This is a genomic window from Nocardiopsis deserti (assembly GCF_008638355.1).
GTDB lineage: Bacteria > Actinomycetota > Actinomycetes > Streptosporangiales > Streptosporangiaceae > Nocardiopsis > Nocardiopsis alborubida.
This window is the reverse complement of record NZ_VWVS01000015.1, coordinates 102,703-120,024: the sequence shown is the minus strand read 5'-3', so window position 1 is coordinate 120,024 and position 17,322 is coordinate 102,703. Positions and strand designations below refer to the sequence as shown.

12 protein-coding genes are annotated in these 17,322 nt (G+C 74.0%); 4 read left to right on the top strand and 8 right to left on the bottom strand.

What is annotated here, in order from left to right; all coding sequences use genetic code 11:
• Window positions 1–26: 26 nt before the first annotated feature.
• The 4 genes from murD to FYW99_RS20540 form a co-directional block, all read right to left on the bottom strand.
• Window positions 27–1,478, bottom strand: coding sequence for a UDP-N-acetylmuramoyl-L-alanine--D-glutamate ligase (gene murD / locus FYW99_RS20555; RefSeq protein ID WP_150253664.1), 1,452 nt, complete (start codon window positions 1,476–1,478; stop codon window positions 27–29).
• A 2-nt stretch (window positions 1,479–1,480) separates the two neighbouring features.
• On the bottom strand, window positions 1,481–2,554 hold the full coding sequence (mraY, locus tag FYW99_RS20550; RefSeq protein WP_150253663.1) for a phospho-N-acetylmuramoyl-pentapeptide-transferase: 1,074 nt from the start codon (window positions 2,552–2,554) through the stop codon (window positions 1,481–1,483).
• Window positions 2,551–3,999 carry a UDP-N-acetylmuramoyl-tripeptide--D-alanyl-D-alanine ligase gene (locus FYW99_RS20545; protein ID WP_150253662.1) on the bottom strand — a complete coding sequence of 483 codons (1,449 nt, stop codon included), beginning with the start codon at window positions 3,997–3,999 and terminating at the stop codon, window positions 2,551–2,553. Before FYW99_RS20545 ends, mraY begins: the two co-directional genes overlap by 4 nt.
• 380 nt (window positions 4,000–4,379) lie before the next feature.
• A complete protein-coding gene (locus FYW99_RS20540; protein ID WP_150253661.1) occupies window positions 4,380–6,047 on the bottom strand; it encodes a UDP-N-acetylmuramoyl-L-alanyl-D-glutamate--2,6-diaminopimelate ligase in 1,668 nt (555 codons plus the stop codon).
• A gap of 623 nt (window positions 6,048–6,670) precedes the next feature.
• On the opposite strand from FYW99_RS20540, the gene mmuM reads away from it, so the two are divergent.
• Complete coding sequence (gene mmuM / locus FYW99_RS20535) at window positions 6,671–7,582, top strand: homocysteine S-methyltransferase (RefSeq protein ID WP_150253660.1); 912 nt, start codon at window positions 6,671–6,673, stop codon at window positions 7,580–7,582.
• 134 nt (window positions 7,583–7,716) lie between these two features.
• Here the strand turns inward: mmuM and FYW99_RS20530 are convergent, their stop codons facing one another.
• From FYW99_RS20530 to mraZ, 4 genes are all read right to left on the bottom strand, one after another.
• Entirely contained in the window at window positions 7,717–9,687 is a 1,971-nt protein-coding gene (locus tag FYW99_RS20530; RefSeq protein WP_150253659.1) for a peptidoglycan D,D-transpeptidase FtsI family protein, read from the bottom strand.
• Window positions 9,684–10,160, bottom strand: coding sequence for a cell division protein FtsL (locus tag FYW99_RS20525; RefSeq protein WP_150253658.1), 477 nt, complete (start codon window positions 10,158–10,160; stop codon window positions 9,684–9,686). Before FYW99_RS20525 ends, FYW99_RS20530 begins: the two co-directional genes overlap by 4 nt.
• 10 nt (window positions 10,161–10,170) lie before the next feature.
• A complete protein-coding gene (gene rsmH, locus FYW99_RS20520; protein ID WP_150253828.1) occupies window positions 10,171–11,253 on the bottom strand; it encodes a 16S rRNA (cytosine(1402)-N(4))-methyltransferase RsmH in 1,083 nt (360 codons plus the stop codon).
• A 278-nt stretch (window positions 11,254–11,531) separates the two neighbouring features.
• Window positions 11,532–11,963 (bottom strand): division/cell wall cluster transcriptional repressor MraZ, encoded by a 432-nt coding sequence (mraZ, locus tag FYW99_RS20515; RefSeq protein WP_017565728.1) that lies wholly within the window; start codon window positions 11,961–11,963, stop codon window positions 11,532–11,534.
• A 546-nt stretch (window positions 11,964–12,509) separates the two neighbouring features.
• Between mraZ and FYW99_RS20510 the strand changes: the two genes are divergently transcribed.
• The 3 genes from FYW99_RS20510 to FYW99_RS20500 all read left to right on the top strand — a co-directional run bounded on the left by FYW99_RS20510 (window position 12,510) and on the right by FYW99_RS20500 (window position 17,233).
• Window positions 12,510–13,502, top strand: a complete 993-nt coding sequence (locus tag FYW99_RS20510; RefSeq protein ID WP_150253657.1) for an AAA family ATPase — start codon at window positions 12,510–12,512, stop codon at window positions 13,500–13,502.
• A 66-nt stretch (window positions 13,503–13,568) separates the two neighbouring features.
• Window positions 13,569–14,813 carry a DUF58 domain-containing protein gene (locus FYW99_RS20505; protein WP_190394739.1) on the top strand — a complete coding sequence of 415 codons (1,245 nt, stop codon included), beginning with the start codon at window positions 13,569–13,571 and terminating at the stop codon, window positions 14,811–14,813.
• An 8-nt stretch (window positions 14,814–14,821) separates the two neighbouring features.
• Window positions 14,822–17,233: a transglutaminase TgpA family protein gene (locus FYW99_RS20500; RefSeq protein WP_150253826.1), complete on the top strand. Its 2,412-nt coding sequence runs from the start codon at window positions 14,822–14,824 to the stop codon at window positions 17,231–17,233.
• Window positions 17,234–17,322 lie beyond the last annotated feature (89 nt).

Below are 17,322 nucleotides of genomic sequence, written 5' to 3'. Positions count from 1 at the left end.
GTCACGCACGGGCGGCGACCCGTCACTCAGGGCAATCGGCGCACGGCCTCGGCGAAGAGGCGGCCCCGTTCGTGGTAGTCGGTGAACATGTCCATGGAGGCGGCCGCGGGCGCCAGCAGCACGGTGTCCCCCTCCTCGGCCAGGGAGGCGGCGGCGGCGACCACCGCGTCCATGACGGTGCGGTCCCCCTCGGCGGGGCCCTCGACCTCCAGCACCGGCACCCCGGGGGCGCGCTCGGCCAGGGCCTCGCGCAGCCGGGCGCGGTCGGCGCCGATGAGCACGGCGCCGCGCAGGCGGTCGGCGGCCATCGCGGCCAGGTCGTCGACCTCGGCGCCCTTGAGCAGGCCGCCCGCGATCCAGACCACGGACGGGTAGGAGCCCAGGGACGCGGCGGCGGCGTGCGGGTTGGTGGCCTTGGAGTCGTCCACGTAGTCCACGCCCCCCGCCGCGGCCACGAAGGCGATGCGGTGCGGCTCGGGCTCGAAGGCGGACAGCCCGGCCCGGACCGAGGCGGGCGCCACGCCCACCGAGCGGGCCAGCGCGGCGGCGGCCAGGGCGTTGGCGACGTTGTGCGGCGCGGCCGGGCGCACGTCGGAGAGCGTGGCCAGTTCCTCGGCGCTGCTGTGCGGGTCCTCGACGAAGGCCCGGTCCACCAGCAGGTCCTCGACCACGCCGACCTCTCCCGCGCGGGGCGTGTCCAGGCGGAAGCCGACCAGCGGCGTGTGCGGGTCGCCGTCCTCCTCGGCCAGGCGCGTCGACCAGGCGTCGGCGGTGTTGACGACGCGCAGGGTGCCCTGCGCGAACACTCGTCCCTTGGCGCGGGCGTAGGGGTCCAGGCCGCCGTGCCAGTCCAGGTGGTCGGGGGCGACGTTGAGGACGGTCGCGGCGTGCGGGCGCAGGCTGGAGGACCAGTGCAGCTGGAAGCTGGACAGCTCCACGGCCAGGACCTCGCGGACACGACCCTCCGCGTCGGGCTGGACCGCCTCCACGACCGGTGTGCCGACGTTGCCGACGGCGAGCGCGTCGCGGCCGTCCGCGCGGAGCATCGCCTCCAGCATGCGCACGGTGGTGGTCTTGCCGTTGGTGCCGGTCACGGCCAGCCACACCTGGTCGGCGGGCTTGAGCCGCCAGGCGAGTTCGACGTCCCCGATGACCTCGATCCCGGCCTCGGCGGCCCGGACCAGCAGCGGGGAGTCGGGGCGCCAGCCGGGCGAGGTGACGACCAGGTCGCAGTCCCCGGGCAGCGGGGTGGCGCCCAGGACCACCTCGGCGCCCTCCGACCGGAGCCGGTCGGCCACGGGGTGGACGGTGTCGTCGTCGCGGCCGTCGACGACCGTCACGCGGGCCCCGCGGGCCAGGAGCGCCCTGGCCACGGGGGGCCCGGACACGCCCAGGCCGGCGACGCAGACCCGGCGCCCCTCCAGGGGTGCGTCCCCCGGTGCGGGGCCGGACGGTGTGTCGGAAGCGTGGTGCGCCATGCCTACCTCGGCATCCATTCCAGGTAGAAGAGCCCGATGGCGATCGCCACGAACAGGCCCTGGATGATCCAGAAGCGGATCACGATGGTGGGTTCGGCCCAGCCCTTGAGCTCGAAGTGGTGCTGGAGGGGCGCCATGCGCAACACGCGTTTGCCGGTGAGGCGGAACGAGGTGATCTGGACCATCACCGACAGCGTGATGATGACGAACAGGCCGCCGATGAGCAGCAGCAGGAGCTGGGTGCGGGTGGTGATGGCCAGGCCCACGATCAGGCCGCCCAGGGCCAGGGAGCCGGTGTCGCCCATGAAGATCTTGGCGGGCGGGGCGTTGAACCACAGGAAGGCGATGCAGGAGCCGAGCACGGAGGCGGCCACCACGGCCAGGTCCAGGGGGTCGCGGACCGTGTAGCAGCTGTCCGAGAGGTAGGACACGCAGGACTGGCGCAGCTGCCAGTTGCCGATGATGACGTAGGCGACCAGGGACAGGATCGTCGCGCCGGTGGCCAGGCCGTCGAGGCCGTCGGTCAGGTTCACCGCGTTGGAGAAGCCGACGATGAGGAAGAGGGCCCACAGGACGAACAGGCCGATCATCAGCGGGGGGCCGAAGTCGCGGAGGAAGGAGAGGCTGGGGGCGGCGGGGGTGTAGCCGTAGCCGTTGGGGAAGAGGGTGACGCCGTAGGCGAAGCCCACGCCGACGATGGCCTGGCCGACCATCTTCGCGCCGCTGCGCAGGCCCAGGCTGCGGCGCTTGTAGATCTTGATGAAGTCGTCGAGGAAGCCGACGCAGCCCATCCCGACGAACAGGAACATCACCAGCAGGCCCGAGGCGGTGGGCCCGCTGGCGCTGGGCTGCACGAGCAGGAGCACCACGTGGGAGCCGAAGTAGCCCACGACGGCGCCGAGGATGACGACGACACCGCCCATGGTGGGCGTGCCCTGCTTGGTCTTGTGGCCCTCGGGTCCGTCGTCGCGGACCTCCTGGCCGAACTTGAACCGGTACAGGAGCTTGATCAACGGGGGCATCAGCCCCATGGAGACGACGAGCGCGAGGGCCGCCGCCAGAGTGATGCCGATCACCGGGCGTCACCCTCCGTGATGAGGTCGATAACCCTTTCGAGCCCTGCCACGCGTGATCCCTTCACAATGACGACGTCTCCTGTGCGCATCCGCGCGCGCACCGCCGCGGCGGCCTCGTGAACGTCCGCCACGCGGACGCTCTCGCCCTGCCACAGTCCCTGCCGCGCGGCGCCCTCGGCACCGACGGCGATGCCCTCGGCCGCCTCACCGACCACGACCAGGTGGGCCACGCCCGTGCGTGCGGCGAGCTCACCGATCCTCTCGTGCTCGACCCCGCCGTCCTCGCCGAGCTCGGCCATGTGGGCCAGGACGGCGATGGAGCGGCGGTCCCGGGCGAGGGCGCCCAGGGTGGTCAGCGCCGCACGCATGGACTCGGGGTTGGCGTTGTAGGCGTCGTTGACGAGGGTGGCGCCGGCGTGCTCGGTGACCTCCATGCGCCACCGGCTGACCGGTGTGGCGGCGCCGAGCGCCTCGGCGATCTCGTCCACGCCCATGCCCAGTTCGTCGGCGACCGCGGCGGCGGCCAGCGCGTTGTGGACCTGGTGGGCTCCGACGAGGGCCAGTTCCACCCGGGCGGTGCGCCCGGCCAGGTGGAGGGTGAAGGAGGGGGCGCCCGTGTCGCTCAGGACCACGTCCGTGGCGCGCACGGCGGCGTCCTCCCCCAGTCCGTAGGTGACCACGCGCGCACGGGTGCGCGAGGCCATGGCGTTCACGCGCGGGTCGTCGGCGTTGAGGACGGCGACCCCTCCCCCGCCCCTGGCCTCGGCTCCCGGCGGGAGCGCCTCGACCAGCTCGCCCTTGGCCCTGGCGATGGCGTCGCGGTCGCCGAACTCCCCCATGTGGGCGCTGCCGACGTTGAGCACCACGCCGATCCGGGGCGGGGCCACGCCGCACAGGTGGGCGATGTGCCCGATACCGCGGGCGGCTGCCTCCAGGACCAGGTACCGGGTGCCGGTGTCGGCGCGCAGCACGGTGAGGGGGTGGCCGATCTCGTTGTTGAACGAGCCCGCCGGGGCGACGGTCGGTCCCATACGGGCCACGACCTGCGCGATGAGGTCCTTGGTCGTGGTCTTGCCGGAGGATCCGGTGACCGCGACGACCTCGGCGCGCTCCGCTCCGCGGCGGGGATCGCTGAGTTCTCCCGCGACGTGCCGGGCCAGCCGCGTCAGGGCCGCGACCACTCCCTCGTCCCCGCCCTCCGCCAGGAGGTGGGGGGCGTCGACGGGCCGGGAGACCAGGGCCGCCGCCGCTCCGTCCGCGACCGCGGACACGGCGAAGTCGTGTCCGTCGACGCGTTCGCCGCCAAGGGCGACGAAGAGCGCGCCGGGCACTGCCTGCCGCGAATCGATGACGACGGGGCCGTCGACGACGGCTTCGGGGCGCGCTGATCCGCCGATGGCGGTTTGGGTGATCTCAGCGATCCGATCGAGCGTGAGCGCGATCAAATCCACTCCTCATGTCAGGCCCGGTCCACGACGCCACAGGGGCGGCTGGCCACCCGGCCGGAGTCTCAGGTCAGGGGATGACACCGCGGATGCCGCGCGTTGCCGCGCCGGGCCTCACCACGGTGTCGGCATGGGCCGCGTCGTGGTCGCCACCGGGGGCGTCACGTCTCGGGCTGCGATTGCCGGACCTACCTTAGAACATCTTGGGGCGTCCGGAATCCCGCCGGGCCCCACAGGCGGCAATATGCGCCACTTCGTGACCGTCGGCCCGTACCTGCCCCGAAGCGCTCAGGCACCGTCCGGCGCGGACGCGGAGGGGGCGCGGGCCGTGCCCGCGCCCCCTCGTCCAGACGGTTCGCGCTCCGGGAGTGTCGGGAGTGTCAGCCCTGGTCAGGCACCCGGTGAATGTCCTGGAGGGCGACGCCCAGCCGCTCGCGGGCACTCATGCCGAGGTGGTCCTCGATGGCCGCGCGCAGCACCTCGCGGTCGTCGAAGGGCAGCACCTCTCCCTTGACGTACTGGCCGGTCTCGTGGCCCTTCCCAGCGACGACCACCACATCGCCCGGACGGGCGCGCTCGACGGCCAGGCGGATGGCCTCGGCCCGGTCGAACTCCACCGTGACCCGGGCGCGGTGCTCCTCGGGGACCTTGGCGACCCCTTCGAGCATCGACGCGGCGATGCTCACGGGGTCCTCGGTGCGCGGGTTGTCGTTGGTGATGACCAGCTGGTCGGCCAGGCGCGCGGCGGCCTCGCCCATGAGCGGGCGTTTGGCGCGGTCGCGGTCGCCGCCGCAGCCGACCACCATGGTCAGCTCGCCCTCGGTGGTGGCGCGCAGGGCGGTCAGGACGGCCTCGATGGCGCCGGGCTTGTGCGAGTAGTCCACGAGCGCGGTGAAGTCCTGGAAGGCGTGGGGCACGGCGTCGGCCACGACCGGTTCCATGCGCCCGGGCACGCCCGGGGCGGCGGCCACACCGGCGATCGCGGTCTCCAGCGGCAGTCCGGCCTCGACCAGTCCGACGATGGCGGCCATCGCGTTGGAGACGTTGAAGGGGCCGGGCAGGGCGATGGAGGCGTTGGCCTCCATGCCGCCGGGGCCCACGATGCGGAAGGCGCTCCCCGTGGCGCCCAGACGCACGTCCACGGCCCGCCAGTCGGCCTCCATGGCGGTGGCGGGGTCGGCGTCGGTGTAGCCGTCCACGGCGAAGGTGGTGACGGGGACGCGGCCGTCGGCCTGCACCATGTCCACGAGCGCGCGGCCGAAGCGGTCGTCGGCGTTGACCACCGCGATGTCGCAGTACTCGGGGGTGAACAGGCGGGCCTTGGCGTCGAAGTAGTCGCGCAGGTCGGAGTGGAAGTCCAGGTGGTCCTGGGACAGGTTGGTGAAGACCGCGACGTCGTAGCGGGTGCCGCCCACCCGGCCCAGGGCCAGGGCGTGGCTGGAGACCTCCATGGCGGCGGCGGAGACGCCGCGTTCGCGCATGAGGGCGAACAGGCCGTGCAGGTCGGTGGCCTCGGGCGTGGTGAGCGAGGAGGTGACGCGCTCGTCGCCCACCCGCATCTCCACGGTGCCGACGAGGCCGGTGTGCATCCCGGCGTGGCGCAGGCCCGACTCGACCAGGTACGTGACGGTGGTCTTGCCGCTGGTGCCGGTGGTGCCGATCAGCAGCAGGTCCTGCGCCGGATCCTTGAAGATCCACGAGGCCGCCTTGCCCAGCGCGGCGCGCGCGTCGGGGACCACGACGACGGGCAGTCCGGTGGCGGCGGCCAGCTCGGCCCCGTCACCGTCGGTGAGGACGGCGGCGGCGCCCGCCTCGGCCGCCTGCGCGGCGAAGTCGGCGCCGTGCGCACGGGTCCCGGGCAGGGCGGCGTACAGGTCGCCGGGCCCCACCTTGCGGGAGTCGTGGGTGATGCCGCGGACGTGCACCTCCCTGTCGGGCACCTCGGGGGGTCGGTCCGCGCCCAGGTCCGGGCGCAGGAGGGAGGCGTCCGGCCCGAGCAGCGCTGCGAGGGCGGACAGTGGACGAAGTGGCGTGTGTTCAGGTCGCATTACCGGTGGCACGTGTGGAGGTTAACCGCTGTCGACGACCGGTCGGTAATTTCCACGCTGCGTTCGTCGAGGTTTCCCGAACCGGGCGTTTCGGCCGGGTTACGCGGGTTCGTCGCACGCGTCGATGACCGTCCTGTGTCCTTCGCGGCCGGGGTCGCGCCCCCGGCGGGCGGGACCTCCGGAACCAACGACCGCGAGGAGGAGCGGCTGTGCCCTGGCGGGCTCCGGACGGTGCGGCGACAGGTCGCCAGCCCGGGCAGGCTGTTCCACGCCCAGGCGGTGTTTTCTGGGACCTCCGCTTCGCTTCGGCCCGCCCGTCGCCCGCCACCGCCCGTCGGGGGCGCTCCGCGACGAGGCGGGCTACCGCCCTCAACGGACGCTACGCGCAGCATTTTCCTTGTCCGGGCGCCCGGAGCACGGGAACCGGGTCGAAGCAGGCGCAGTGGCGCCGGAGGCGGGTGGGCTCGTGCCCACCCGTCACCCACCGCCGCCCTCGCCCGACTCCGGCCCCTCCAGGACCCCGTGGACGCCCGAACCAGACCCCACAAGCTTGAGAGGCCCGTCCGCGAAACAGACCCTAGGCTGGAGACGTCCCCAGGGCTCCTCGGACGCGGAGGTGGCACATGGCCGGAACCGTCCCGTCGCAGCGCCCTCTGGTGCTCGACGGCGGGCTGGCGACCCGTCTGGAGGCCTACGGCCGCGATCTGGGCGGCGGGCTCTGGTCGGCGCGGCTGCTGGCCGAGGAGCCCGACCTCGTCCGCCGGGTGCACCGGGACTACTTCGAGGCGGGCGCGGACGTGGCCATCGCCGCCGGGTACCAGGCGAGCGTTCCGGCGCTGACCGCGCGTGGCGCCACCCAGGCCGAGGCCCTGGCGCTGATCGCCCGCTCGGTGGAGCTGGCGCGGGCCGAGCGCGATGCGTTCGGCTCCGGCCTGGTGGCCGCCGGGGTGGGCCCCTACGGCGCGGCCCGGGCGGACGGCTCGGAGTACACCGGCGACTACGACCTGGACGAGGAGGGCCTGTACGCCTGGCACCGGGAGCGCTGGCGGGTGCTCGCCGACGCCGGAGCGGACCTGCTCGCCTGCGAGACCGTCCCCTCGGCGGCCGAGGCCCGGGCGCTGGCCCGGCTGCTGGCCGAGACCCCCGGCGCCCGCGCGTGGATCAGCTTCTCCTGCCGGGACGGCGAGCGCGTCAGCGACGGCACGCCCCTGCGCGAGGCCACCGCCGAACTCGCCCCTCTGCACGCCGCCGGGCGCCTGGTGGCGGTGGGCGTCAACTGCACCGCACCCCGGCACGTCCCCGCGCTGGTGCGCGCGGTCGCCGCGTGCGGCGTCCCGGCGGTGGCCTACCCCAACTCCGGAGAGGAGTGGGACGCGGCGCGGGGGCGGTGGACCGGCACGGCCGATCCCGAGGAGTTCGGCCGCGCCGCCGTGGGCTGGTACGAGGCCGGAGCGGCGCTCGTGGGCGGGTGCTGCCGCACCGGCCCCGAGCACGTACGCTCCGTGCGCGCCCACCTGGACCGCACCGTGCCCTGACGCGGTGGCCCCGCCCCGATGGGCCGCGACCCCGTACCCGTGGCGAGGCTCGAACGCCGAGATCGGCCACAGGTACAGGCCCAACGCGGGTCGGGGCCCGCGCATCACACCGGCGACGCTTTCGGCCAGCCCGCCTAACCGGCGCTCTGGTCCTCCGACAGCCGGATGGCGGGCGGCTCGGTCCCCGACGGCGGGATCTTCAGCGTCTTGAGCGCGAAGGACATGATGTCGTTGAACACCGGCCCCGCGGCCTCGCCGCCGTAGTAGTCCTCCTGCGGGTTGTGCAGCACCACCTGGACGACGACCTCGGGGTCGTCGGCGGGCGCGAACCCGGAGAAGGTGGACGTGTACCCGCCGCCGTCGTAGTCGCCCGTCTCGGGGTCGATCCGGTTGGCGGTACCGGTCTTGCCCGCGACCCGGTACCCGTCGATGCGGGCCTGGGGCGCGGTGCCCTCGTCGCTGGTGACCGCCTCCAGCATCAGCGCGAGCTGCCCGGCGGTCTCCTCGCTGATCACGCGCCGCTGTTCGGGCTCCTCGGACGGGGTGAACTCCCCCTGGGTGTTCACCGTCCCGGCGATCACCCGGGGCTCCACCCGCACTCCGCCGTTGGCGACGGTGGCGTACACCGACGCCATCTGCGCGGCGGTCACCGACAGGCTGTGGCCGATGGAGACCGACGGCAGCTGGGTGCCCCACCAGTCCTCCGGATCGTTGAGGACGCCCGCCTGCTCACCGGGCAGCTGGAGCCCGGTCGGCCGGCCGAGCCCGAAGTCCTCCAGGTAGGAGTGCAGGACGCCCCGCCCCACCTGGTCGGCGATCTTGATGGTGCCCACGTTGCTGGACTGGGCCATGATGCCGTTGGTCGTCAGGCGCAGGGTCTCGTGGGGGCTGGAGTCGTTGAACGTCTGGTCCAGGTACCGGATGCTGTCGGGCACGGTGTAGACCGTCTCCGGGGCGGTGATCCCCTCCTCCAGGGCGGCGGCCATGGTGATCACCTTGTTGGTGCTGCCCGGCTCGAAGATCGTGGCCACCGCGCCGTTGGACCACTGCTCGGCGGAGCTGGAGGAGATGTCGCTCTGGGAGTAGGTGGGGTAGTCGGCCATGGCGAGGACCTCACCGGTGCCGACCCGCTCCACGATGACACTGCCGCCCTGGGCGTCCAGCTCCTCCACGCGCTCGGCGAGGGTCTGGGCGGCGTACCACTGGATGTCCTGGTCCAGGGTCAGGCGCACGTCCTGGCCCGGCTCGGGCTCACTGACCAGGCCGCCCGCCATGGGGATCTGGGTGCCGTCGAGGCCCACCTCGACGCGGCGCTTGCCCGCCTCACCGGCCAGGGTGTCGTTGAGGTAGCCCTCCAGCCCCTCCAGGCCGTGGCCCTCGGCGCCCACGAAGCCGACGAGGTCGGCGGCACCGGTCTCCTCGGGGTAGACGCGCTCGTAGGAGGTCTGCGAGCCCAGGCCGGACAGGTTGAGGCCGGCCAGCTCCTCCCACTCCTCGGGCAGGACCCCGCGGGCGACCACCTCGTAGCGGCTGGGCGCGGCGTCCACCTTCTGGGCGACCTCGTCCTCCTCCAGGCCGAAGCGGGTGACGAGCTCCTCGACGAGCTGGTCGCGCTCGTCCTCGGCGACCATCTCGGGGTCGACGAAGACGGTGCGCACCTCCAGCGACAGCGCGAAGGGGTTGCCGTCGGCGTCGGTGATCTGGCCGCGCAGGGTGGGGATGTCGATGGTCTGGAGGCGCGTGTTGGAGGCCGCCTCGGCGTAGTGGTCGGCCTCCACGACCTGGATCTGCACCAGGCGTCCGGCGAAGAGCAGCAGGACGGCCATGATCAGGGCTCCGCCGATCTTGATGCGGCCCGGCGGCTCGCCCCTGCGGAAGGTGCGGCGCAGCAGGGGCGGGAGCGAGGGCGGGGAGCCCCCGCGGCGGGGGCGCTCACCGCCGCGCGCCTCCCGCGCCGGACGCTTCTGGGCGCGTGCCGAGGGGCGGGCGCCGCCGTCGGGTCGGCGCGGCTCGCGCTGGGGCCTCCTGTTGGGCCGGGACCCCGAGCGGTTGGCCGCCCCGGGCCTGCGCGGGTCCCGGGGGCGCCGGTCCCTGGGAGCGCTCACTCACCGCTCCCGGTGGCGCCGCTGATCTCGCCGGTGTCGGGGTCGAGGAAGAGCGGGGGCTCCCCGCCCCGCTCCATGCCCATGGCCTCGGCCTCGTCGGAGATGCGCTCGGCGCTCTCCAGCTCGGCGACGGTGCGACGCGCCTGCTGCTCCGCGTAGGACAGCTCCCGGTTCTCCTCCTGGAGGCTGGAGATGGCGAAGGCCTCCTCCGCCACGACGCTGCGCAGGACGAGCAGGCTGACGAGCGTGGCTCCCAGCAGGAACAGGATGAGCAGGACGAAGGGGATGCGCGGCGCCCGGCTCTGCGCGCCGTCCCCGGACCGGGTGCGCCCGGCCGGTGCGGGCGTGGGCTTGGACGGGGGCCTGGTCGCGCGCTTGGGCTGCGCGGGGGCCGTCTTCCCGGCGGGGGCCTTCCCGGCTGGGGTCTTGCCACCGCGGGCGGGTGCGCGGCGCGTGTCCGTCCTCGTGCTCATCTGGGTCTCCCTACTGCCGCGGTGGTCGCACGCGCTCGGCCGCCCGGAGGCGGGCCGACTGTGCGCGCGGGTTGCGTTCGTTCTCTTCGTCCGTGGGGAGTTCGGCGCCCCGGGTGAGGAGCCGGAGTTCGGGCTGCCGGTCGGGCAGGGGGACCGGCAGGTCCGCGGGCGTGGTGTCGGTGGCCAGCGCGGCCAGGGCCCTCTTGGTCATCCTGTCCTCCAGCGAGTGGTAGGACAGCACGGCCACGCGGCCGCCGACCGCCAGGCGCGCGACCGCGGCGGGCAGGGCGCGTTCGAGGATGGACAGCTCGGCGTTGACCTCGATGCGCAGGCCCTGGAAGGCGCGCTTGGCGGGGTGGCCGCCGGTGCGGCGGGTGGCCGCCGGGATGGCATCGCGCACCAGCTCGGCCAGGGCGCGGGTGGACTCGATGGGCGCCTGGGCGCGCTGGCGCTCGATGGCCCTGGCCACGCGGGAGGCGAAGCGCTCCTCGCCGTAGGCGCGCAGCACACGGGTGAGCTCGGCGACCGGGTAGGTGTTGACGACCTCGGCGGCGGTGAGCGGCTGGGTGCGGTCCATGCGCATGTCCAGCGGCGCGTCGTGGGCGTAGGCGAAGCCGCGGTCGGTCTCGTCCAGCTGCGGCGAGGAGACGCCGAGGTCGAGCAGGACGGCGTCGGCCTCGGCCGCGCCCGCCTCGTCCAGGGCGCGCGGGATGTCGGAGTAGACCGCGTGCACGAAGTGGGTGCGGTCGGCGTAGGGTACCAGGCGCGCGGCGCTGCGCTCCAGGGCGGTGGTGTCGCGGTCGACGCCGACCAGGCGCATGCCGGGGCAGGCGCGCAGGAGCGCCTCGGAGTGGCCGCCCAGGCCCAGGGTGCCGTCGACCAGGACGGCGCCGGGCCGCTCCAGGGCGGGGGCGAGCAGTTCCACGATCCGGTCGAGCATGACGGGCACGTGCAGGGGGTCGGCTCCGGAGCGGGTCGCGTCGACGCGCGTCCGCTCCCCGCCGGTGTGCTCCCCGTCCGCGGGGACGCCGTCCCCGCCCGGGTGGGCGTCCCCGGGCCCACCGCCTCGCCCGTGCTGCCGGTTGTCCCCCATGCGCTGCTGTTCCTCCACGCTGTCGCCGTCTCCCCCCGAGTCGCCGCGGTAGCGCCCCGGTCGGTGCGCTCCACGGTGTCCTTGGCACGGCCCGTCGGGTTCCGGCGGGCCTCCGGACACGGCCGCTATTGTCCACCTTCCGGTGGCTTCGCGCTCACGACCTGGCACCGGGGAAGTCGCGCCAGCTCGTGGAGACCGCGTCCGGAGGCCGTTGCCGGACTCCGGCTTGCGAGGGTGTGGACTGTGTGCTGGTCGGTCCGGCGGTGCTCCCGCCGGGGTCACAGCACCCCGGGCAGCACCTCCTCCGACAGTTGCGCGAAGGCGGGTTCCTGTTCGGCCTCGTAGTCCGACCACGCCCGGGAGTCCCAGATCTCCAGGCGGGTGTTGGCGCCGATCACGACGCACTCCCGGTCCAGGCCCGCGTAGTCGCGGAGCTTGGCCGGGATGGTGACCCTGCCCTGCTTGTCGCAGTTCTCGTCCGAGGCGCTGGCGAAGAGGACCCTGCTGTAGTCGCGCACCGCCTTGGCGGTGACCGGGGTGGTGGCGAGCGCGTCGGTGATGCGCCGGAACTCCTCCGTCGGGAAGACGTAGAGGCAGCGTTCCTGGCCCTTGGTGATCACCAGACCCCCCGACAGCTCGTCGCGGTACTTCGCGGGGAGGAAGAGCCGCCCCTTCTGGTCGAGCCGGGGCGTGTGGGTGCCGAGGAACACACTTCCACCTCCCTCACCCTCGAAGTGGAGAATTCACCCTCTCCACGGTGCCCCACCTTACTCCACTCTTCCCCACCGTCAACAGATCTTTCCGGCTTTCCCGACCTCTGGGAACAGCGAAACCGCAGTTCACAGCGCTGGGCGCGGAGGTGGGGGGGAGTGGAGGGCGCGGGGTGTGTCGCGGTGACACGGACCTTCGGGACCACGGCGACCTGCGGCGGCGCCACGCGCGTGCGAGCGTTCGCGCGCGGAGGAAACGGGGCGAGCGCCCACCGGATCGGCTCGGCGTGTCGGACCGGCGTGTCGGACCGGCGTGTCGGGTCCCGGGGCCGATCGCAGACAGGGTCCTCCCTGCTCCGCACCCTCGCCCCACGCCGGCGCCGTCACCGAGGATCAGGAGGGTGGTTGGACCCCTTTGACCTCTTTGGCCATCCCTGGAACCAATCGGCCGCTGATTCCGGCACTTTGGTTTGCAATCGGTTTGAATGGGCTTAGCCTCAGTTCCGAACAGCGACACACGGAGCCACAGGGAGCGGGAGGGGTCTGGTGTCACTCGGTACACACCACGGCGGTCGCGGGGGCGGCGTCCAGGGGGACGTCGGTGAGATCGTCGCCGTGGCCGACCGCGTCCGCGCCGCGATCGAGACGGTCATCGAGGGCAAGCCGGAGGTGCTGCGCCTGGCGCTGACGGTCCTGCTCGCCGAGGGCCACCTGCTCATCGAGGACGTCCCCGGCGTCGGCAAGACCATGCTGGCCAAGGCCCTGGGCCGCGCCGTGGACTGCTCCGTGCAGCGCGTGCAGTTCACGCCGGACCTGCTGCCCAGTGACATCACCGGCGTCAGCGTCTACCACCAGGACCGGCGCGAGTTCGAGTTCAACCCCGGCCCGGTGTTCGCCAACATCGTGGTGGGCGACGAGATCAACCGAGCCTCGCCCAAGACCCAGGCCGCCCTGCTGGAGTGCATGGCCGAACGCCAGGTGAGCGTGGACGGTCAGACCCGCGCCCTGGAGCGGCCGTTCATGGTGGTGGCCACCCAGAACCCGGGCGACATGGAGGGCACCTACGCCCTCCCCGAGGCCCAGCGCGACCGGTTCATGGCCCGCGTCTCGGTCGGCTACCCCGCTCCCCAGGCCGAACTCGACATGATCGACTCGCACAGCTCCAGCTCGCCGCTGGACAGCCTGACGCCCGTCACCAACGCCGCCCAGATCCGCGACCTGGCCGACCGGGTACGCACGGTGCACGTGGCCCCGGGCATGCGCCGCTACGTCGTGGACCTGATCAACGCGACCCGGACCAGCCCCGAGCTGCGCCTGGGCGCCTCGCCGCGGGCCACCCTGCACCTGGTGCAGGCCGCCCGCGCCTACGCCGCCCTGGACGGACGGCACTACGTCGTTCCCGACGACGTGCAGACCCTGGCCGTGCCGGTGCTCGCGCACCGGCTGCTGCCCGGCCCCGAGGCGCAGATGGAGCGCCTGACCCCCGAGCAGATCGTGGCCAAGCTGGTCGCGCGCCTGCCCGTGCCCGGCCCGCAGTAGACCCGGCGCCCGCGGCCCCGCGCGTCCGCCCCGCCCCCGTACGCACCCGCCCCCGAGAGAGGGTCCATGCGCCCGCACCGAACCCTCACCGCACGAGGCGTCTGCATGCTCATCCTCGGCCTGACCGCCCTGGTGGCCGGCCTGGTCGTGGGACAGCGCGAGGTCGTGGGCCTGGGCGTGCTGCTGACCGTGGTCCCGCCGCTGTCGGCACTGACGGTCCTGGGGGCCGCCTCCCGCGTCGTGCACAGCCGCACCCTGTCCCCCGTCCGGATCCCGGCGGGGCACAACGCCCAGGTACAGCTGCGCGTGGGCAACTCCTCGCGGACCTGGCCGGTGGCCGCGGTGTCGGTACAGGACACGCTGCCCGTACCGCTGGGCGACGAACCCCGTTACACGGTGGGTTACCTGGGTCCGCGCGCCGTGCGCGACATCGCCTACCTGGTGCGCCCGGCCGTACGCGGGAACTACCCGGTGGGCCCGCTGCGGATCGGGGTGACCGACCCGCTGGGGTGCGTGCGGGTCAGCCGCAGCGTGGGCGGGCCCTCGCGCCTGCTCGTGACCCCCGTGACCGTCCCGCTGACCGCGCTGGGCGCCGCCGACGGATCCAAGGGCGAGGACTCACCCCGGCGTTCGATGACCGGCGCCGGGGAGCAGGACCCCGTCCCCCGCGAGTACCGGTACGGCGACGACCTGCGCAAGGTGCACTGGCGGTCCACCGCCAAGCACGGTGAGCTCATGGTGCGCCGGGACGAGCAGCACTCGCGCGAGAACAGCGTGGTCCTGCTGGACACGCGGCGCCGGGCGCACGGGTACCCGGGCCCCGGCGGGTCCCTGGAGACCGCGGTGAGCGCGGCCGCCTCGGTGGCGGTGCACCTGCTCGACAGCGGCCACGAGCTGCGCCTGCACACCGAGCGGGGCCGGGTGCGGACCGCGAACGCGTCGGGCGTGCTGGACAGCCTGGCCGTCGCGGAGTCCTCCGACACACCCGGGCTGCTCGGCGGGATCGGCATGCTGGCCGACTCCCGCGGGACGACCAGCCTGGTCGTGGCGGTACTGGGCGCGGTGGACCCGGAGGAGGCCGCCGCCCTGTCCCGCACGGGCGGCCGGGGCGTGCGCGTCGCCGTGCTGTGTGCGCACGCCGCCTGGCCCGGCCCCGACACCCTGAGCGGGGTCCACGACGTGCTGACCGCGGCCGGATGGCGCGTCCTCGTCCTGGGTTCCGCCGCCGAACTGCCCGACCTGTGGCGCCGCGCCTGCGCGCCCGCTCCCGTCGCCGCCGGGCCGCACACCCCTCGGAAGGGTCCGCGTTGAGAGCACTGATGCCCCTGGCCACCCTGGTCTGCCTGCTGATGGCGCTGCCGCTGCTGGGCAGCCTCGTACGGGGCGAGACCTGGTGGGTCCCGGCCCTCGTGATGACGGTGGCGGTGGGCGGGGTGTCCGCGCTGTACCGCCTCAGCGGCTGGGGCTCCTTCCCGGTGCCGTTCCTCCAGGTGCTGGTGGCGGCGCTGCTGATGACGCCGCTGTTCGCCGGGCACGTCGCGCCCCTGGGACTGCTGCCCTCCGGTGACGTGGCGGCGCACCTGCTGCGGGTGTTCGACGAGGGCCTGGAGACGGTCAACGCCAGCGCGCCCCCGGTCTCCTCCACCGCCGGGATCATGCTGATCATCGCGCTGGTGTTCGTCCTGTTCGCGATCATCGCGGACTTCCTCGCGGTGACCGCGCGCTGCCCCGGGATGGTCGGCGTCCTGGTGGCCGTGCTGATGACGGTCCCGCTGATCGTGGACGACGCCGGACTGGGCTGGCTGCCCGCGGTCAGCGGCGCCGTGGGCTTCCTGCTGCTGCTCGCGGTGGACGTGTGGGTGCGCGGCCGCGAATGGGGCGTGCGCGTCCCGGACGGCCACGACTCCTCGGCCCGGGTGCTGAGCGCGGTGCGCAGGACGGCGACGGTGTCGCTGGCCTCGGCCGCCGCGGTGCTGCTGGCGCTGACGGTGCCGCTCGCGGTGCCGTCGCTGCGCACCGACGTGCTCCACACCATGGCCGACGGCACCTACATCGGCACCGGCGGGGACCTCATCACCACCACGCACCCGCTGGTCTCGCTGCGGCGCGAACTGGCCGCCTCCTCCGACCGCACGGTGCTGACCTACCGGACCGACGCCGAGCAGCCCGACTACCTGCGCACGTACGTGCTGGACGAGTTCGACGGCGCGAACTGGACGATGACGCCGGTGAACGCCTCGGGCGACACCCTGGTCGACGGGGAGCTGCCGCCGCCCACCGGGTGGGGCTCGGACTCCTCCGGCGACGCTGCGACCACGCGGATCTCGATGGACTCGGACTCGCCCGGGATCGACTTCCTGCCGCTGCCGTACTGGGCGCGGACGGTGGACGTGGCCGGGGAGTGGTACGCCGACCCCGCCAGCCACATGGTGTTCACCACCGAGAGCGCGCCCACGGGGCTGAGCTTCACCGTGGAGACCGTGGACCGGGAGCCGTCGGCCGAGGAACTGGCCGACAGCGGCAGCCCGCGGTCGCTGCCGGGCGACTTCCGCGACCTGCCCAGCGGGCTGGACCCGCGGGTCCGGGAGCTGGCCGAGCAGCTGACCGAGGACGCCCGCACCCCCTACGAGCGGGCGGTGGCGATCCAGGACCACTTCACGGGGGGCGCGTTCACCTACGACCTGTCCCCGCCCGCGGTGCCCGACGGCGCCGACCCCCTCGCCTACTTCCTGTTCGAGGACCAGGTGGGCTACTGCGAGCAGTTCGCGGGGGCGATGGCGGTCATGGCCCGGCAGGTGGACATCCCGGCGCGGGTGGCGGTGGGCTACACCGCGGGCGAACGCCAGGGAGACAACCGCTGGGCGGTGTCCGTGGGCGACGCCCACGCCTGGCCGGAGCTGTACTTCGAGGGCGCGGGCTGGGTGCGGTTCGAACCGACCCCGTCCTCTGCCGGGGGGCAGGGGTCGGCGTCGGTGCCCGACTACTCCCGGGGCGGGCAGGAGGGCGCCGAGGCCCCCGACGGCGCCGCGCAGGAGACGGAGGCCCCCTCCCCCGAGGAGTCGGAGGCCGCGGAGGACGAGGCCTCCGCGGAGGCCGAGGAGCCCAGTGATGCTCCTGAGGAGGAGCCCGGGGACGAGCCGTCCTCGTCGGTGGCGGCTCCGGGCGGCGGCGCGCAGGACGGCCCGGACCTGTCGTGGCTGCCCGTGGCGGGCGCCGTCGCGGGCGTGCTGCTGCTGTTGGCGCTGCCCGCGCTGGTGCGCGCCCTGACCCGCTGGTCCCGGACGGCGGCGCTGCCCGGCGGCGGACGGGGGACGGGCACCGGGGGCGCGCACACCGCGTGGCGGGAGCTGCGGGACACCTGCCTGGACCTGGGTGGTACGTGGTCGCTGGCGGAGAGCCCGCGTGCCACGGCCGAACGCCTGGCCGGTTCCGGTCCGGGGCCGCGGCCCGAGGCGGCCCCGGTGGGGCTGATGTCGGGGGCCGCTCCGGGCCCGGTGCCGCCGGAGGCCGCGGCGGCGCTGCGGCGGCTGGCCCTGGCCGAGGAGCAGGCGCGCTACGCGCCCTCGCCCCAGGCTCCGGAGGGGCTGCGCGCGGACCTGCGGACGGCCCTGGCGGGGCTGACCGGGGTGGTCGGGGCGGGAGCGCGCCTGCGCGCGGTGCTGCTGCCCCGGTCGCTGGCCCCGTGGCACCGACCGCGCCGCGCCGTCGCCCCCGAGCCCGTGACGTCGTAGTGGACTGACCAGAAGTGTTGTTGGCGTGACGCAAGGGCCCTGACCTGCGATGATCTTGTACTTATAGCCGATGTCGGCACTCGGGCCTC